Here is a 17,324-nt window from a genome sequence, read left to right on the forward strand (position 1 = left end):
GTAACTGTATGAAATGCGCGCTTTGTTCCTGCGTGTCAGTCTGGTCGAGGCCCGATCCCCTCACCCACAACAGGAGTGAACCTCATGGGCATGAAGGACCAGTTCCAGGAGAAGAACGAGCAGCTTCAGCAGAACGCGAAGAAGAAGTTCGGCGAGGCTCAGGACGCGATGAGCGAGCGCGGGCGGGAGTCGGGGCGTGAGCCCGGGCGTGAGCGGGAGCCTGGGCGTGAGCGCGGGCAGAAGTCGCCGGGGACTCCGCAGACTCCGCAGGAGCGTGAGCGGATCCAGCGTGAGCGTGAGCAAGGGGGGCAGCGGCGTCGTGAGGAGCCGCAGCGTGGGGGGCGGCAGACGCCGGACGAGACGGAGCGGGCTATGCGGGAAGAGCAGGACCGGTTCGACCAGGACTACGACATGTAGCTCCGCTTGGCTTGGCCGATGAGCGAGCGTGGGGTGCCCTTGCTGTTGAGGGCACCCCACGTTTGTGTTGGGCGTGCTGGTGGTTGGTTGTCGGGTGCGGGTTGATCGTGGCTGGTCGCGCAGTTCCCCTCGCCCCCAAAAGACTGCGCAGTTCCCCGCGCCCCTGGAAGAACGCGCAGTTCCCCGCGCTCCCTGAGCGCGTGCGGTACCGCGCCCCGTAGGGGGCGCGGGGAACTGCGCGACCAGCCCCCACCGGCCCGCGGGTTCACATCACCTTGGCGGGAGTTTTGGGCGGGATCTGTTGGGGGTGTGGTCGTGGGTTGGAGGGGTTGCGGCTGGGTGGGTGGTCAGGAGGTTCAGGGCCAGGTGTACCGCGTCGGTGAGTTGGGCGTGGCGGCCCTCCGCCCAGTCCAGCGGGGTGCGGAGGATCTCCAGGTCGGGGGTGACGCCATGGTTTTCGACGGTCCAGCCGTACGCGTCGAACCAGGCCGCGTTCATGGGGACCGTGATGACGGTGCCGTCGCCGAGGCGGTGGCGGCCGGTCATGCCGACCACGCCGCCCCAGGTGCGCTGGCCGACCACCGGGCCGAGCTTCAGCAGCTTGAACGCCGCCGTGATCATGTCGCCGTCCGAGGAGGTCATTTCGTCGGCGAGGGCGACTACCGGGCCACGGGGGGCGTTGGAGGCGTACGACACCGGCTGGGCGTTGCGGGTCAGGTCCCAGCCGAGGATCGTACGGGTGAGCTTCTCGACGACCAGTTCGCTGATGTGGCCGCCCGCGTTGCCCCGTACGTCGACGATGAGGGCGGGCCTCGACACCTCCATGCGCAGGTCGCGGTTGAACTGGGCCCAGCCAGAGCCGCCCATGTCGGGGATGTGGAGGTAGCCGCAGCGGCCGCCGCTCAACTCGCGTACGACCTCGCGGCGTTTGGCCACCCAGTCCTGGTAGCGCAGGGGGCGTTCGTCCACGAGGGGGACCACCGCCACGCGGCGCGAGCGGCCCCCGCCCTCCGCCGGGGTGAAGGTCAGCTCCACCGTCGTACCGCCCGCGCCCGCGAGCAGCGGGTACGGCCCCGTGACCGGGTCCACCGGGCGGCCGTCCACGTGGGTGAGCACCGCGCACTCGCGGATCCCCGTACCGGCCAGTGGGGAACGCGCCTTGGAGTCGGAGGAGTCGCCGGGCAGGATGCGCTTGACCATCCAACGGCCGCCGCGCCGGACGAAGTTGGCGCCCAGGAGGCCCTGCGGGCGCTGATAGTGCGGTGGCCCCTCGTTGCGGCGCGCGGCGGAGACGTACGCGTGTGAGGTGCCCAGTTCGCCCAGTACCTCGCGGAGCAGATCCGCGAACTCGTCGGGGGACGCGACCCGTTCGACCAGCGGACGGTACTGGTCCAGGATCCCGTCCCAGTCGATACCGCACATGTCGGGCGCCCAGAAGTAGGCGCGGATGAGGCGGCCCGCCTCGGCGTACGCCTGCCGCCACTCGGCGCCCGGGTCGGCCTCGTGCATGATGCGGCGCAGGTCGATCCAGACCGTCGTGTCGAGGTCGCCGGACTCGGTGGAGGGGACGGCGCGCAGGTCGCCCTCGTCCACGACCACGAGCCGGCTGCCGTCGCCGCTGAGCGCGAACCAGTCCAGATGCTCGACGAGTTCGGACTTCTTCGCCTTGGTGATGTTGAAGTACTCGAGGGTCGGACGGCCCGACGTGTCATCGGGGTTGGCGAAGGTTTCCCCGAGCGCGCCGGAGATCGGCCAGCGCAGCCAGACCAGACCGCCGCCCGCCACCGGGTGCAGTGCCGAGTACTTGGAGGCCGTGACCGGGAACGGGGTCACGCGGCTCTCCAGGCCCTCGATCTCCACGCTCGTCACCGTGCCGTCGCCGTCGCCCGTGTCGTCCTCGACCGGGTCCAGGCCGCCGGCCGCCGGCCGTCCCTCCGGGGTCAGAGCGAAGGGCGAGGGCGTCGCGGAGGACAGGGGCACGAGGTACGGGCGGCAGCCCAGCGGGAAGGACAGGTCACCGGTGTGCACGTCGTACACCGGGTCGAAGCCGCGCCAGGAGAGGAAGGCGAGGAAGCGCCCGTCGCGGGTGAAGACCGGGTTCTCGTCCTCGAAGCGGCCGTTGGTGACGTCGACGATCGTGCGCGCTCCCGGGCCCTCGATCCGCGCCATCTTGATCTGCCGGAGGGTGCGGCCGATGCCCGGGTGGGACCAGGTCAGCCAGGCGCCGTCGGGGGAGAAGGCGAGGTCCCGCACCGGGCCGTTGACGGACTGGATGAGCTCCGTGACCTGGCTTCCCCCGGATTCCGTCCGGGAGGTGCCCCCGGAGTCCTCCGTCGCGTCGATGAGCAACAGCCGCCCGTCGTTCGAAGCGATCGCGAGCCGCTCGCCCTGCGGGTCCGAGACGAGTTCCAGTACGCGGCCCAGCTCGCCGGAGGCCAGCCGGCGCGGCTCGCGCTCGCCGGTCGCACGCGGCAGGTACGCGATCTCGACGGCGTCCTCGCCCTCCGCGTCCGTCACGTACGCCACCTGCCCGCCCGAGCCGAGCATCTCCGGCAGCCGGACCCGTACGCCCGGGGTGTCCGCGATCGTGCGCGCGGGGCCGTCCCGGTGCGTGAGCCAGTACAGGCTGCCGCGTACGACGACGGCGCTGGCCCGGCCCGTCTCGTCCACGGAGATCCCGTCGACGTTCTGCGCCGCCGGCACCTGGTACGTACGCCGTCCCGCGCGCGGCCCGCCGAGGCGCACGTCGAGACGGCGGGGCAGCGAATCCGACGAGTCCGCGGTCAGGTCGTCGACGATCCACAGGTCGCCCGCGCACTGGTAGACGACCCGGGTGCCGTCACTCGACGCGTGCCGGGCGTAGAACGCGTCGTGGTCGGTGTGGCGGCGCAGGTCGGAGCCGTCGTGCAGGCAGGAGTAGAGGTTGCCGATGCCCTCGTGGTCGGAGAGGAAGGCGATCCGCTCGCCGACGAACATCGGCGCGTCCAGGTGCCCGTCGAGGTCGGCGAGGATCCGCTGCCCGTGCAGCCAGAGCCGGCCGGTGGCGCCGCCGCGGTAGCGCTTCCAGGCGGCGGGCTCGTGCGGCGGCGTGCCGGTGAGCAGCAGAGTTCTTCGCTCGCCGTCGAAGTCGGCGACCGCGATGTGGGAGACCGGGCCCCAGGGGAGCTTGCGGCCGGGGTCGCCGTTGACCGGCACGCTGTAGGCCCAGGTGAAGTACGAGAAGGGCTCGCCGTGCGAGGCGACGGCGAGGATGTCGCTGTTTCCTTCCTGGTCGGGGGGTGACCAGCCGCAGACCTGGGTGTCGGCGTTGCCCCAGTAGGTGAGCCGCCGGGCCGGGCCACCGCCCACCGGCGCCAGATGGATCTCCGGGTCGAGGCTGCGCCAGGTCGTGTACGCGATGTGACGGCCGTCGGGCGAGAAACGCGGGTGGCTCACCTTCGTACGGTCGACGGTCAGCCGCCGGGCGCGGCCCGGGCCGTCCAGGCGGGTCACCCAGAGGTCGTCCTCGGCCGCGAAGCAGAGGCGGTCGCCGCTGAGGTGCGGGAAGCGCAGGTAGGCGGCGGTGCTGTCGTCTCCGGTCGCGGTGTCGGTCGCGGTCTCGTACTCGTACTGGTCAGTCACCCACCCATGCTTTTACGGTGGCTGGGGACCGGCAACTCGTGGTCCGAAAAGGTGCCTGGCCCAGCCGAAAAAGTGCGTGACCCAAGCCACGTACGAAACAGTTTCGTTTCGAAGCGTCCATGGGGTACCTTAGTAGACGTACGAGAACGTTTCGTTCGGAGTCGAGTCGGCCCCGAGTTGCCGGAGTAGCGGGAGTGGTGAGTGGGATGGCTGAGGCAGCAACGGTGCGTCGCAGCCGGATCACGCCCGAGCGTGAGGCCGAGTTGTACGGGGCCGTGCTCGACCTGCTCCGGGAGGTCGGTTACGACGCCCTGACCATGGACGCCGTGGCGGCCCGCACCAAGTCCAGCAAGGCCACCCTCTACCGCCAGTGGGGCGGCAAGCCTGAGCTGGTCGTGAAGGCGATGCGGCACATGAAGCCGGGCAGCACCGCGGACGTCGACACCGGGTCCCTGCGGGGCGACATGCATGCGGTGGTGCTCCGCCAGGACGACTGCGCCATGGAGCAGAACTCCGCGCTGATGCGGGGCGTGTCCGTGGCGATCCACGCGAACCCGGATCTCCTACGGGCGTTCCGGGAACTGCTCATCGAGCCGGAGATGGAAGAAATCCGCCAGGTGGTGCAGCGCGGCATCGACCGGGGCGAGGTCCGTCCGGACAACCCGGCGATCGACTACGTGCTGCACATGATGATCGGCGGCTTCGCGGCTCGCACGATGATCGACGACCAGCCGCCGACGCAGGAGTTCCTCCGCTCGTACATCGACGCTGTGATCCTCCCCGCCCTCAGCGCCTGATCCTCCCCTCCCCTTCCTCGACAACCCCTTCGAGGGCCCTCCCCAAGCAAGTCCCCAGTTCCACCTGACGCGATCGCTCACGTCGTCGGGCTGATGACCCCTGCCCTGATGCCATCACCGACCTGACCGGGAGTACGCCCTCGTGGCCACGTTCCTCTACAAACTCGGCCGACTCGCCTTTCGGCGACGGCACTTCGCCGTCCTGATATGGGTGGCCCTGCTGACCCTCGCGGGCGTCGGCGCGGCAAGCGCGCCCGCCGCCGGAACCACCTCCTTCTCGATCCCCGGCACCGAGGCGCAGAAGGCCTTCGACCTGCTGGAGCAGCGCTTCCCCGGCGGCAGCGCCGACGGAGCGACCGGGCGCATCGTCTTCAAGGCGCCCGACGGCGAGAAGATGACGGACGCCGACAACAAGGCGACCGTCGAGAAGACCGTCAAGGAACTGGGCGACGGCTCCGAAGTCGTCTCCGTCACCGACCCGTTCACGACGAATGCCGTGAGCAAGGACGGCACGGTCGCCTACACGTCGGTGAAGTACGAAGTCCCCGGCATGGAGCTGGCGGACTCGACCAGGGACGCCCTGGAGAAGGCCGGGGACGAGGCCCGGGCCACCGGGCTGACCGTCGACGTCGGAGGTGACGCGCTCGAGGCCGGGGCCGAGATGGGGGCGATCGGCGAGATCATCGGCCTGGCCATCGCCGCGGTCGTCCTCGTCATCACCCTGGGCTCGCTGGTCGCGGCCGGACTGCCGCTGCTGACGGCGATCATCGGGGTCGGCATCGGTGTCTCCACCATCACCGCCCTCGCCAACGCGCTCGACCTCGGCGACACCACCTCCACGCTCGCCCTGATGATCGGTCTCGCGGTCGGCATCGACTACGCGCTGTTCATCGTCTCCCGCTACCGGGCCGAACTGGCCGAGGGCCGCGACCGCGAGGAGGCGGCAGGCCGCGCCACCGGCACCGCCGGCTCGGCGGTGGTCTTCGCCGGCCTCACGGTCGTGATCGCGCTGGCGGGCCTCGCGGTCGTCAACGTCCCGATGCTGACCAAGATGGGCCTCGCGGCGGCGGGCACGGTCGTGGTCGCCGTCCTCATCGCGCTGACCATGATCCCGGCGCTGCTCGGGTACGCGGGCAAGAAGATCCGCCCGACGGGTGTGAAGCGCAAGCCGGCCGACGCCAACAAGTCCGAGAAGCAGCAGACCAGGCCCAATATGGGCACCCGCTGGGCGAACTTCGTCATCCGCCGTCCGGCCGCCGTGCTGCTGCTCGGTGTGGTCGGCCTGGGTGTGATCGCCGTCCCGGCCACCCAGCTGGAGCTGGGCCTGCCCGACGACGGCGCGCAGCCGACCTCCACGACGCAGCGCCGGGCGTACGACCTGCTGTCGGAGGGCTTCGGTCCCGGGTTCAACGGCCCCCTGATGCTCGTGGTCGACGCCAAGAACAGCGACGAGCCCCAGGCGGCCGCCACTACGGTGGTCGACAGGATCAAGGGCCTCGACGACGTCGTGACGGTGAGCCCGGCGGCGTTCAACAAGGCCGGCGACACCGCGACGATCACCGTGATCCCGGACTCCAAGCCGTCCTCGACGCAGACCGAGGACCTGGTGCACGCCATCCGTGACCAGGGCGCCGACGTCAAGGCCGACACGGGCGCGGAGGTACTGGTCACCGGCACCACCGCGATGAACATCGACTTCTCGCAGAAGCTCAACGACGCGCTGGTCCCGTACCTGGCCCTGGTGGTGGGCCTCGCCTTCCTCCTCCTCATCGTGGTCTTCCGCTCCATCCTGGTCCCGCTGAAGGCGGCCCTCGGCTTCCTGCTGAGCGTGCTCGCCGCGCTCGGTGCCGTGGTCGCGGTCTTCCAGTGGGGCTGGCTCGCCGGTCTGATCGGCGTCGAGGAGACCGGCCCGATCATGTCGATGATGCCGATCTTCATGGTGGGCGTGGTCTTCGGTCTCGCGATGGACTACGAGGTGTTCCTCGTGACCCGCATGCGGGAGGCGTACGTCCACGGCGAGACGCCGAGCCAGGCCATCGTGACCGGCTTCCGGCACAGTGCCCGGGTCGTGGTCGCCGCCGCGATCATCATGATGGCCGTCTTCGGCGGCTTCATCGGCGCCGGCGACTCGATGATCAAGATGATCGGCTTCGGCCTCGCGATCGCCGTCTTCTTCGACGCGTTCGTGGTGCGCATGGCCATCGTCCCGGCGGTCCTGGCCCTGCTCGGCGACAAGGCCTGGTGGCTGCCGAAGTGGCTGGACCGGGCGCTGCCGAACGTGGACGTCGAGGGTGAGGGACTGCGGGCCCACGACAGCGAGAACGTGGACCCGGACGAGGACCGGGAGCTGGTTCGCGTCTGAGCCCTCGCTTGATCTGAGGAGCATCCTCACCTGACCGGCCTGCCGCGCTACCGCTTCGTGTAGCGCGGCAGGCCTTCGGTCGAGATCGTCCACTCGCCGATGGTGACGTCCTCGCCGTACACGAAGTCCTTGCGAGTGGCGTAGCGCGGGCCGTCCGGGGTTGCGTGGATGTCCGAGAGAACGGCGCCGTCTCCGGTGCGAGGGTCGAAGATCACGTAGACGGGGATACCGAGCAGGGGATAGTCGCGCACCTTGCCCACCCAGTCGTTGTCCGGGTTCGAGCGGGATACGACTTCGATGGCGGCGATCAGCGTGCGTGGATCGAAGGAACCCGGGACATCCATGTCCGTCATGGCGATCACCATGACGTCGGGGTGGCGCATGATGCCCTCGGGTTCGGCTTCCACGTCGGGCGTGCCTGTATGAGCGACCAGCTCTTCCGGCATGACCTTCTCGAGGCGCTTCCGGAGGTGCAGTGTGGTCATCTCGTGCGGGCCGATGGGCGCCATCATGTCGTGGACGATCCCTTCCCTGGTGATCTCGAATTTGCCGGGAAGCGTGTCGTCCATCGACTCAAGGAACTCACGCATCGCCTGGTAACGGTGGTGATTGTCTGGCCGTGCGTTGTCCGGGGCGATGGTCATGGCGCTCGCTCCTCGTAGTCTGTGCCCAGGGGCAAGGATCGTCACGTCCATGCTAGGCGGCCTCCTTCTGATCGGATCGGCAGTCGCGGCAGCGGCCCGGCTCCGGGGCGCGGAAGGCACGGTCGCAGTCCTCGCAGGTCTGGAAGGGGTGCGGGCGGGGCGTCTCCCGCACGACGGGAACAGGCGGCGGCAGCAGCTCGATGAGGCGGTGGGCGAGGAGCGCGGCCGGGTGTCGCAACGGTTCCTGGGGGAGGTTCGCGGTCAGCGTCCGGCGTACGGCCTCGGGCGCGGCCCCGCGTTCCAGCCAGGCGGCGACGCCGGGCGCGAGGCGGCGTACGTCGCGCTCGGCGAGCAGGAGGCGGGGATCGTCGCGGTGCAGGGCCGCGAGCAGGTCGGTGGCGATGCGATGGCTCTCCAGGTCGTGGACCTCGGGCTCAGGAATGGGAGGCGGTGGCAGGGGTGGCTTGGGAGAGGGAGCGGGAGCGGCGGGTTCCGGGGCTGCTTCTTGTTCGTCCCGTTGTGCGTCTGGTCGTACGTCTCGCCGTACGTCGATGGGGGCGCCGCCCGCCTGGGGCTCGGCCCGGGGCTGGTTGTACGACACGGTTCGCGTGACCACACGCCCGCTGGGGAGCCGTTCGCGGCTACGCGCCAGGTAGCCGTGGGTCTCCAGCTCCCGCAGGGCTGCCGCGATGCGGGTCTCGCCCTCCGGGAAGCGGGCGGCGAGCGTCTTGATGTCGACGCGGGCGCTGGACGGCAGCGACTGGATGTGGACGGCGAGTCCGATCGCCAGAAGGCTCAACTGCCGGTGCTGGGCGAGGTGGTTGCCGACGACCGTGTAGCGCGTCGTCTGGCGGACGTTGATGTGGGTGACGCCGCGCGGATTGGCGGGCGGCGCGCACGAGGGCGCGCTAGGGTGCTGGGTATCCATCGGGAAGGGGCTTTCTTCCTTGGTGGTCAGGCCCTCGATCGGGATCGCTAGTCCCGGCCGGGGGCCGATGCATTTTCTGAGGTTGTCGTGCCTGTCTTGCCGCGGCGAGCATAGGGCTGCCAACCTCCGGAAATTCCAGTCAAGTTGGCAAATGTCACCCATGCGAGTGACGGGCGCTCACGGGAGGCTGGAGGGGGTTGGTGGGGGGATTTCCCCGGGGGATTTAAATCCTTGATCACGTGGAGGCCCGCCGCTCGGCTCACCGAGACCGGTCGGATCGCGATCCGGTGGGAGCCGCTTCGGGTACGAGGGTGATCTCGGCCCAGACCGTCTTGCGCGGTGCCGATCCCGATGTCACGCCCCAGCGGTCGGCGAGGGCCTCCACAAGGAGGAGGCCGCGGCCCGACTCGGTGTCCGGCTGCAGTGAGCCGAGCCGGGGTAGACGGTCACCGCGGGTGTCCGTGACCTCGATACGGAGCGTGTCACCGACCACGTACAGCGCCAGCCGGAAGCTGCGGCCCGAAACCCGCCCGTGCGTCGCGGCGTTGGCCGCCAGCTCGGCCACGATGTGGCTCGCGGCGTCCAACGGGAGTTCCCAGGTGCGGAGTTGCTCGGCGGCGAGCAGGCGCGCGAGGTGGGCGCCGCATGGCGTGGGGGACAGCAGCACGCTGAAGTTGCTGACGGTGCAGTCGAGTTCCGGTTCGGCCTGGGCGGTTCGCTGATTCATGTCACACAGCGTGGCGGATGCTGCTTACGCTGACCTGCGATGACGCCTGTGCGTATGGAGACTGTCCGGGCTTTGTCTCGTTCTGTCTTGGCTGTCTCGGGTGTCGTACGGGTACGGGTGCGCGTTGGAGGTGGGTGGCTATGGGCAGCAGCGAAGGTGTGGACGAGGCCGACTGGGACCTTGAACCGGGGGACGAGAGCGCGCCGTTGGTCGAGGCCGTGGGGCGCCTGGTCAAGTTCTGCCGGGAGGGCGCCGGGATGCGGGTGGCCGAGTTCGCCGATGTCATGCGGTACGGCGAGGACATGGTCCGCAAGATCGAGCGCGGGAGGCGGATTCCCCGGGTGGAGTTTCTGGACCGGGCGGACGAGATCCTGAACGCGGGCGGGCATCTCAAGGCGTTCAGGGAGGACATGGAGAAGGCTCGGTATCCGAAGAAGGTGCGCGAGCTGAAGGAGTTGGAGGACCGGGCGGTCGAGGTCTCGTTGTACAGCAACCACAACATTCATGGGTTGCTGCAGACGGAGGAGTTCACGCGGGCGTTGCTCGGAGTGAGGCGGCCTGCGTACTCGCAGGACGAGTTGGAGCGCATGGTTGCGGCGCGTATGGGACGGCACTCCATCTACGAGCGCTCGCCTGCTCCTGAACTCAGCTTTGTCCAGGAACAGGTGACGCTCGAACGCCCGATCGGCGGGACAATGGTGCTGCGCCGACAGCTCGAACGCCTGCTGGAGGTAAGCAAGTTGCCGAACGTCGAGATCCAGGTGATGCCGACCCGCCACGAAGGCCACCCCGGCATGAGCGGCTTGATCGAGTTGCTGAAGTTCGAGGACGGATCCGCAGTGGGGCGCTCCGATGGCGCGTTCAACGGTCGCCCGGTCTCGGACCTCAGGCAGCTCCGGATCCTCGAACTTCGGTATGGCATCATCCGAGCTCAGGCTCTCTCACCGAGGGAGTCACACGCCTTCATTGAGAAAGCGCTGGGAGAACTATGAGCACCCCGGAACTCCACTGGTTCAAGAGCAGCTTCAGCAGCAGCAGCGAAGGCGACGACTGCGTCGAGATAGCCGTAGCCCCCGCCACCATCCACATCCGCGACTCCAAAACCCCCACCGCCCCCCACCTCACCGTCGCCCCCACCACCTGGAATTCGTTCGTGACGCATGTAACCGGCAGCTAACCTGCCGTGCATGACCCCTTCGGAATCAGGCGCCCATCCCCGTTTCGCAGAGGCCCTCGAAGAACTGGGACTCGGTGAACTCCACGCACAGATCCGCCGCTTCCCGGACGCGACCCGTACCGCCGCCGAGGCCGCCGCCGCGATCGGGTGCGAGTTGAGCCAGATCTGCAAGTCGCTGATCTTCGCGGCGGACGGGACCCCGGTCCTCGTGCTGATGGACGGGGCCTCCCGCGTGGACCTCGAACTCGTGCGGCGGGAACTCGGCGTTGAGAAGGTGACGCGGGCCAAGGTCGACGTCGTACGGGAGACGACCGGGTACGCGATCGGTGGCGTCCCGCCCTTCGGGCACCGCACCAAGACCCGTGTCCTGGCAGACCGTTCGCTGCTGGACCACGACACGGTGTGGGCCGCCGCGGGCACCCCGTACACCGTCTTCCCCATGGAACCGAAAACCTTGATCGCCCACGCTGGCGCCACCCTGGTGGACGTACGCGAGCAGAACCCGTGACCCCGCTGGTGACCGCGGCCGTCCTGCTCGCCGCGGTCACCCACGCAAGCTGGAACGCCATCGCCCACCAGATCACCGACAAGCTGGTGGGCTTCACGCTGATAGCGGGCGGCGGCATGCTGATCGGGCTGGCCATGACCCCGTTCGTCGTCTTCCCGGAGGCTGCCGCGTGGCCGTACCTGCTCGCCTCGGCGGTGATCCACCTCGCCTACTACGTGCTGCTGATGCGGTCGTTCCGGCTCGGGGACTTCGGGCAGGCGTACCCGATCGCGCGCGGCACCGCGCCCCTCGTCGTCACCGCGCTCGCGGCCGTCTTCGCGCACGAGGTCCCCAACGGTTGGGCGGCGGCGGGCATCGCACTGTCCTGTGCCGGGTTCACCGGGGTCGCCCTGTGGGGGCTGAGCAGACACCGGCCCAACTGGGCGGCGATCGGGGCAGCGTTGGCGACGGGCCTGTCCATCGCTGCGTACACCGTCGTCGACGGGCTCGGGGTGCGCGCCTCCGGCTCGGCGCTCGGCTACATCGCCTGGCTGATGGCGATGGAGGGCGTGACGATCCCGGCGTACGCCGTGTACCGCTGGCGCGGCCAACTCGTCACCGTCCTCCGCCCGTTCGCGACCCTCGGCCTCCTTGGCGCGGCCCTGTCCGTGGCGGCGTACGGCCTGGTCTTCTGGGCCCAGCCCCGCGCCGAAACTCGCCCCCATCGCGGCCCTTCGCGAGTCCTCAGTCAAGTCGTGCTCATGCGGTAATAACCTTGCCGGCCAGGGGGCTGGATGAGGTTGTTCCGATACACCCTGGCCTCGTCCCGCGCCTGAGCTCATGGATGAGTCGTCCGGCGTTCGAGCAAAGCCGACCAACTTGCCGCGGTGTCGATCCTCCCTGGACATGGCATCACGGCGAGACCGCTCGTAACATCTGACGTCATGAGGTCCGGGGGGAGATGGAAGAGGGCTGCCGCTTTCGGGGTAGGCGTTGCTGGCCTGTCGTGGCTGTGCGTGGTCGTGTTGCGTGGAGGATTCGATGCGGCGAATCCCATTGCGAGCGTCATCGGAGCCGCAGTCGGCGTCCTTGCTTGGCTCGCGGGACTGGGCGGATCGGGATCTCAAGCCCCGATCATGGGTGACCCTCCGTCCCCGCCGGTGGCAGAGGTACCCGGCTGGGTTGTTGGACGTTCAGAGGCTGACCGCGCAATTAATTTCGTGTGTACACGACGACGCTCAGCGGGCTCCGTAGGCCTCACAACGGCCCTGGAAGGCGCTGGGGGATTCGGCAAAACAACCCTGGCAACGATTGTCTGCGCAAGCCCAAAGGTGAAAAAGCGATTCCAGGGCCGCATCTACTTTGTGACTGTGGGCCGCAGCGTACGCGATCGAGCAGCAATTTCCGCAAAAGTAGCGGAAGTAACAAGATATATTACAGGCGATACGACACCGTTCGACGATCCAGAGCTTGCTGGCGCACACCTTGGCCGACTGCTAGACCAGCGCCCGCGCACCTTGTTGGTTCTGGACGACATTTGGGAACCAGAACAACTCGCTCCATTCCTGCTGGGCGGAGCACAGTGCGTACGCCTTATCACAACACGCATTCCCGCCGTTCTACCAGTCGATGCCGAGCGGATCCAGGTGGATCAGATGCCTTCAGTGCAGGCCGACGCTGTACTGACGGGCAATCTGCCGGAACTGTCACCCGAGGTCAAAGATCAACTTCTGGCACTCACCGGCCGCTGGGCGCTGCTGTTGCGCCTGACGAACCGCATTATTGCTGCCCAAATTGCTAGTGGGATGGACCCAAATTTAGCAGCGTCCAGCACGGCGCAGCGCATACAAAGTGAGGGGCCAACCGGAGTTGACGACCCAACTGCACCGGTGGACCTGGACGATCCAAAGCGCCGAAGTACAGCCGTACGTGCAACCGTAGAAGCCGCAACGCAGTTACTGCCCCCTGGCGGCTATGCGCGGTTCCTGGAGCTAGGCGTTTTTTCGGAAGATGAAGACATACCCGTAAATTTGGTGTCTGATCTTTGGCGCGCCACCGACAGTCTCACCGAGTCGGATTCGAGAGGCCTGTGCCACACACTAAATGGGCTTTCTCTTGTCTCCCTTAATCCGGAGAATGGCGGTCAAGTGAAAATCCATGATGTCCTGCGCGACTACATGAGAAGCGAAATGGGTGCTCAGCACCTGACCGAGGTCAACGACGTATTTCTCAACGGGATCGCGACAAGGCTTCCTTGTTACTCGGTCGCGACTGTGTCATCCGACGCCATTGTGGCATGGTGGGAACAAACCGACAGCTACATGCTTGACCACACAATAGACCACCTTCTTGCGGCAGGGAGAGTCCTACAAGCCGAGACCCTCGCTAGTAACCTCCGCTGGATCGAAGCACGTCTACTCCAGCGAGGCCCTACAGCGCCCTGGTCCGACCTTGCGATGATTCCGACTGCCGCGGCCACTACCCGTGCACGAGATCTGGCGCGAATAGCACATCTGTTGCAACCAACGGATCCCTCGTCTGCCCTCCTTTACGTACTTTGCAGCAGACTCGAAGCCATTGACGAATGGCATGACCAAGTCGTCGTGAGACAAGAGGAACAATCCAGCGAGCCAAAACTACTCAACGGGTGGCCGCCGCCGGACCTGCCTAACCCGGACCTCTTGCGGACTCTGACCGAAAATACTGGCGGCACCATCGCGATGGCCTCTGCGCCGGATGGTAGATGGCTAGCCGCAATCGGCAGCGGAAAAGTGGAAGTATGGGAGGTCGCATCCGGAAAGCTCCTTGCCCAACTTGACACCCCTAATATAGTCGCGCTTGATATTTTCCCTGACGGATCGCGTATAGCCATCGCGGACGGGGCAGCTGTCAGAACATGGAACCCTATAAGCGGAGAACTCGCGATTATTGATTGCGGCACAAGCCTCGATATCCGAGACATTCGTGTCGGTCCCAACGGGGTATGGCTTGCTGCCGCATACGACGACGGTGTCCGAATCGTTGACATTAATTCCTCCTCCGTTGATGCGCTACTGCGCTGCAATTGGACGATGTGCCTTGCGATTTCGCCGGATGGCTCCTGGATAGTTACGGGAAATGCAGATGGTGATATTCAGGTCTGGGATACGGCCACTAGATCGACCACCCGTACACTTCCCAGGCGACGGGGCGTGATACGTTCCGTCGCGATCGCACCCAACGGCAACTGGTCTGCCGCTGCTAGCGGCGATGGAGTGCAAATCTGGAATACGGGAAGTAGCGAATTCAGTGCGACTCTTACTCAAGACCTCGGGGCAACGCATAGCGTAGTTATTTCTACCGATAGCACTTGGCTTGCCATCACGAGCAACGATGCACTGGCACGCATATTCGATGCTGCAACGGGGGACCTGAGGACCTACCTGACGGGGTATCAAGACTTTATAGGTGCGGCAGCTGTTGCGCCTGACGGTACTTGGCTTGCAACTGGCGGGAATGCAATCCGAATTTGGGAGCACGCTTCCCAGATCGAACCACAGGCCGCGCCGAACTCGCCAGTCTCGATACAGCGTGTAATAGCGGCGCCGACCGGAGGTACCCTCGCCACCATTGACGCAAATGGGCAGGTGGAGATAAGGATGCAATCCACCGGAGAGCGGACTGTGCGGCTCGGGCATTCGGCGATGATCGAAGATTTAGTATTTTCTCCGGATGGTACATGGCTAGCTACAGTAGGCGAGGATGGTGTCCATCTTTGGGACACCTCGGGCGTCCTGCTTGAAACTCTTACTCAGGCAAGTGACTTTCGCGCCGTAGCTATCAGTCCAGACGGAATAAAGGTTCTGGCTGGCAAAGAAGGGGGTGGCATATACGCTTGGAACCGACTCGGTATGCTGCTCCATAACATTACAGGCGACAAAACTGTGCACGCTATCGCATTCGCGCCGGATGGCGCCTGGTTCGCCACTGGTACTAATCAGGACGTCAAGATCTGGCACATTGATTCTGATTCTGTGGCTCTTACCCGACAGTTTGCGTACCCGGCACAGGATTTGAGTGTCACCCCGGATGGCGCCTGGCTCGTCAGCCTTACCGATAGTCAAGTGAAGATGGCGGAAATCAGTAGCGGACAAATCTTTGCTGCATTCGGTGCGACATCAAGACGACCGGCACTTTCGCCGAACGGAGAATGGTTGGCAACGTTGAATGAGGCGCGCATTCTTCAGGTATGGAGTTGGATGGAAGGTAGCCTTGTAACCATTATGCGAACAGAAGGGCGCCTCTTGGACTACTGCTGGTCCCCCGACGGGTCCATTCTCTTTGCTTGTGGAGATCAAGGCGTCTATTCACTCAGATTTGTTCCATGAGGCCTTACTTCCCTAAAATCGAGAAAGAAAAGAAGAGCTGCACGCCGGTTGAGGCTGACGGTTCACAGCGACAGGTTCACAGCGAGGCCCGCACCGCCCGTACCAGCGCCTGCGCCCGCGGATCCGCCGTCACCGTCTTGCGGAAGCCGTTCGTGACGTAACCGAAGGCGATGCCCGACTCGGGGTCCGCGAAGCCCAGCGGCCCGCCGCGACCGGGGTGGCCGAAGGACGTCGGGCCCAGGAGGGGGGAAGCCGAGCCGTGGAGCATGTAGCCGAGGCCGAAGCGGGTGCTGACGACCAGGGTGCGGTCCGGGCCCGCGGATTCCTCGGCCCGGGCCAGGTCCACCGTGGCCGGGGTCCACAGGCGCGTGCCGCCCAACTCGCCCTCGCCACCGTCCACTTCACCGGTCAGGGAGGCGTAGAAGCGGGCCAGCCCGTCCGCCGTCGAGATGCCGTTGGAGGAGGGCAGGGCCGCCGCGCGGTAGGCGGGGTCGTTGTCGTCGGGGGGCGGACTGATCGCGGCGAAGGCGCGGGAGGTCGTGGAGGACGGGTCCTTGTAGGCCTCGGCCACCGCCCGCTTCGGGCGGGTGCGCAGTGAGCTCCCCGACTCCGGAGGGCTGATCCTGCCCGCGCGGCCCACCCGGTGGGCCTCCGTCTCCGGCAGGCCGACCCACAGGTCAAGGCCCAGCGGGGCGGAGATCTCGGTTGCGATCCACTCGCCTGTGCCCCGGCCGCCCGTGACGCGGCGGACGAGTTCGCCGAGGATCCAGCCGAACGTGTGCGGGTGGTAGCCGTGGTCCGTCCCCGGCTCCCAGATCGGGGCCTGCGCCGCGATGGCGTCGGCCGTACGGTCCGGGTCCGCGGCCTCGGCCGGGGTCAGCGGACGGTCCACCACGGGTACGCCGGCGCGGTGCGACAGCACGTGCCGGACCAGCAGCCGCTCCTTGCCCCGGGCCTTGAACTCGGGCCAGTACTCCGCCACCGGAGCGTCCAGGTCCAGCTGCCCTCGCTCATGGAGCAGGAGGAGTACAGCCGCTCCGACGCCCTTCGTCGCCGAGTGCACGACATGCGCGGTGTCCCGCTCCCAGGGAGCCGAATCCGCTGTGCCGTCGACGTCCCGGATTCCGCCCCACAGATCCACGACCTTGCGCCCGTCCCGGTACACGGCGACGGCCGCGCCCAGCTCCCCGAGCGTCTCGAAGTTCCGCACGAACGCGTCCCTGACCGGCTCGAAGCCCTCCGCCACTGTGCCGTTCACGTCCACGCCCGTACTCCTGTCTCGCGCACCCACGACAGTGGGTGCAACACGCACCCACCACCGAGGATTCCTAGCCCAGCAGGATCGACACGTCGATGTTGCCCCGGGTCGCGTTCGAGTACGGGCACACCTGATGGGCCGCGTCCACGAGCTTCGACGCGATGTCCTGGTCGAGGATGGGGAGCGAGACGCTCAGGGCCACCGCAAGGCCGTACCCCTGGTGTGCGTTGGGCCCGATACCCACCTTCGCGGCGACCGTCGAACCGGTCAGGTCGTAGCCGGCGCGGCGGCCGACGAGGACCAGCGCGTTGTGGAAGCACGAGCTGTAGCCGGCGGCGAAGAGCTGCTCCGGGTTCGTGCCGTTGCCGTCTCCGCCGAGCGCGGGAGGCATCGCCACTTTGAGATCCAGCTGGCCGTCCTGGCTGGTGACGTAGCCCTCGCGGCCCCCGTGCGCGGTGGCCTCCGCCACGTACATGATCTTCGTGGGACGGCTGTCGAGCTCAACAGTGTGGGTCATGGATCGCCTCACCCCCGGGCAG

General features: G+C 67.0%; 13 protein-coding genes and 1 pseudogene. 8 read left to right on the forward strand and 6 right to left on the reverse strand.

The features are described 5' to 3' along the window. The first annotated feature begins 84 nt into the window (after window positions 1-84). Window positions 85-417, forward strand: coding sequence for a hypothetical protein (locus tag ACTWQR_RS19950; protein WP_443228460.1), 333 nt, complete (start codon window positions 85-87; stop codon window positions 415-417). A 270-nt stretch (window positions 418-687) separates the two neighbouring features. On the opposite strand, the gene ACTWQR_RS19955 is transcribed toward ACTWQR_RS19950, so the two are convergent. After that, on the reverse strand, window positions 688-3,969 hold the full coding sequence (locus ACTWQR_RS19955) for a S41 family peptidase (protein WP_443228537.1): 3,282 nt from the start codon (window positions 3,967-3,969) through the stop codon (window positions 688-690). Window positions 3,970-4,244: 275 nt separating this feature from the next. On the opposite strand from ACTWQR_RS19955, the gene ACTWQR_RS19960 reads away from it, so the two are divergent. Then, the gene (locus ACTWQR_RS19960; RefSeq protein WP_443228461.1) at window positions 4,245-4,835 is read left to right on the forward strand and encodes a TetR/AcrR family transcriptional regulator; all 591 of its coding nucleotides are present in this window, start codon (window positions 4,245-4,247) and stop codon (window positions 4,833-4,835) included. A gap of 142 nt (window positions 4,836-4,977) precedes the next feature. Further along, window positions 4,978-7,197, forward strand: a complete 2,220-nt coding sequence (locus ACTWQR_RS19965; protein WP_443228462.1) for an MMPL family transporter — start codon at window positions 4,978-4,980, stop codon at window positions 7,195-7,197. Window positions 7,198-7,244: 47 nt separating this feature from the next. Here ACTWQR_RS19965 and ACTWQR_RS19970 read toward each other — a convergent pair whose 3' ends face one another. The 3 genes from ACTWQR_RS19970 to ACTWQR_RS19980 form a co-directional block, all read right to left on the reverse strand. Continuing rightward, window positions 7,245-7,841 carry a Uma2 family endonuclease gene (locus ACTWQR_RS19970; RefSeq protein WP_443228463.1) on the reverse strand — a complete coding sequence of 199 codons (597 nt, stop codon included), beginning with the start codon at window positions 7,839-7,841 and terminating at the stop codon, window positions 7,245-7,247. Between the two features lie 52 nt (window positions 7,842-7,893). Then, window positions 7,894-8,769: a helix-turn-helix domain-containing protein gene (locus tag ACTWQR_RS19975; RefSeq protein WP_443228464.1), complete on the reverse strand. Its 876-nt coding sequence runs from the start codon at window positions 8,767-8,769 to the stop codon at window positions 7,894-7,896. Between the two features lie 259 nt (window positions 8,770-9,028). Then, window positions 9,029-9,496 (reverse strand): ATP-binding protein, encoded by a 468-nt coding sequence (locus ACTWQR_RS19980; RefSeq protein ID WP_443228465.1) that lies wholly within the window; start codon window positions 9,494-9,496, stop codon window positions 9,029-9,031. A gap of 140 nt (window positions 9,497-9,636) precedes the next feature. On the opposite strand from ACTWQR_RS19980, the gene ACTWQR_RS19985 reads away from it, so the two are divergent. From ACTWQR_RS19985 to ACTWQR_RS20005, 5 genes and pseudogenes are all read left to right on the forward strand, one after another. Next, complete coding sequence (locus ACTWQR_RS19985) at window positions 9,637-10,488, forward strand: helix-turn-helix domain-containing protein (protein ID WP_443228538.1); 852 nt, start codon at window positions 9,637-9,639, stop codon at window positions 10,486-10,488. Next, the gene (locus ACTWQR_RS19990) at window positions 10,485-10,673 is read left to right on the forward strand and encodes a DUF397 domain-containing protein (protein ID WP_443228466.1); all 189 of its coding nucleotides are present in this window, start codon (window positions 10,485-10,487) and stop codon (window positions 10,671-10,673) included. Before ACTWQR_RS19985 ends, ACTWQR_RS19990 begins: the two co-directional genes overlap by 4 nt. 10 nt (window positions 10,674-10,683) lie before the next feature. Continuing rightward, the gene (locus ACTWQR_RS19995) at window positions 10,684-11,181 is read left to right on the forward strand and encodes a YbaK/EbsC family protein (protein WP_443228467.1); all 498 of its coding nucleotides are present in this window, start codon (window positions 10,684-10,686) and stop codon (window positions 11,179-11,181) included. After that, a pseudogene (locus ACTWQR_RS20000) lies at window positions 11,178-11,958 on the forward strand (EamA family transporter). The gene ACTWQR_RS19995 and the pseudogene ACTWQR_RS20000 overlap by 4 nt, the downstream one beginning before the upstream one ends. Before the next feature lie 338 nt (window positions 11,959-12,296). Further along, window positions 12,297-15,527, forward strand: a complete 3,231-nt coding sequence (locus ACTWQR_RS20005) for an NB-ARC domain-containing protein (protein ID WP_443228468.1) — start codon at window positions 12,297-12,299, stop codon at window positions 15,525-15,527. 76 nt (window positions 15,528-15,603) lie between these two features. Here the strand turns inward: ACTWQR_RS20005 and ACTWQR_RS20010 are convergent, their stop codons facing one another. Together ACTWQR_RS20010 and ACTWQR_RS20015 are read right to left on the reverse strand one after the other, a co-directional pair. Next, window positions 15,604-16,791 carry a serine hydrolase domain-containing protein gene (locus tag ACTWQR_RS20010; protein ID WP_443228469.1) on the reverse strand — a complete coding sequence of 396 codons (1,188 nt, stop codon included), beginning with the start codon at window positions 16,789-16,791 and terminating at the stop codon, window positions 15,604-15,606. A gap of 64 nt (window positions 16,792-16,855) precedes the next feature. Beyond that, a complete protein-coding gene (locus ACTWQR_RS20015; RefSeq protein WP_443228470.1) occupies window positions 16,856-17,302 on the reverse strand; it encodes an organic hydroperoxide resistance protein in 447 nt (148 codons plus the stop codon). Between the last annotated feature and the right edge of the window lie 22 nt (window positions 17,303-17,324).

The organism is Streptomyces sp. 2A115, from assembly GCF_052245575.1.
Classification (GTDB): Bacteria; Actinomycetota; Actinomycetes; order Streptomycetales; family Streptomycetaceae; genus Streptomyces.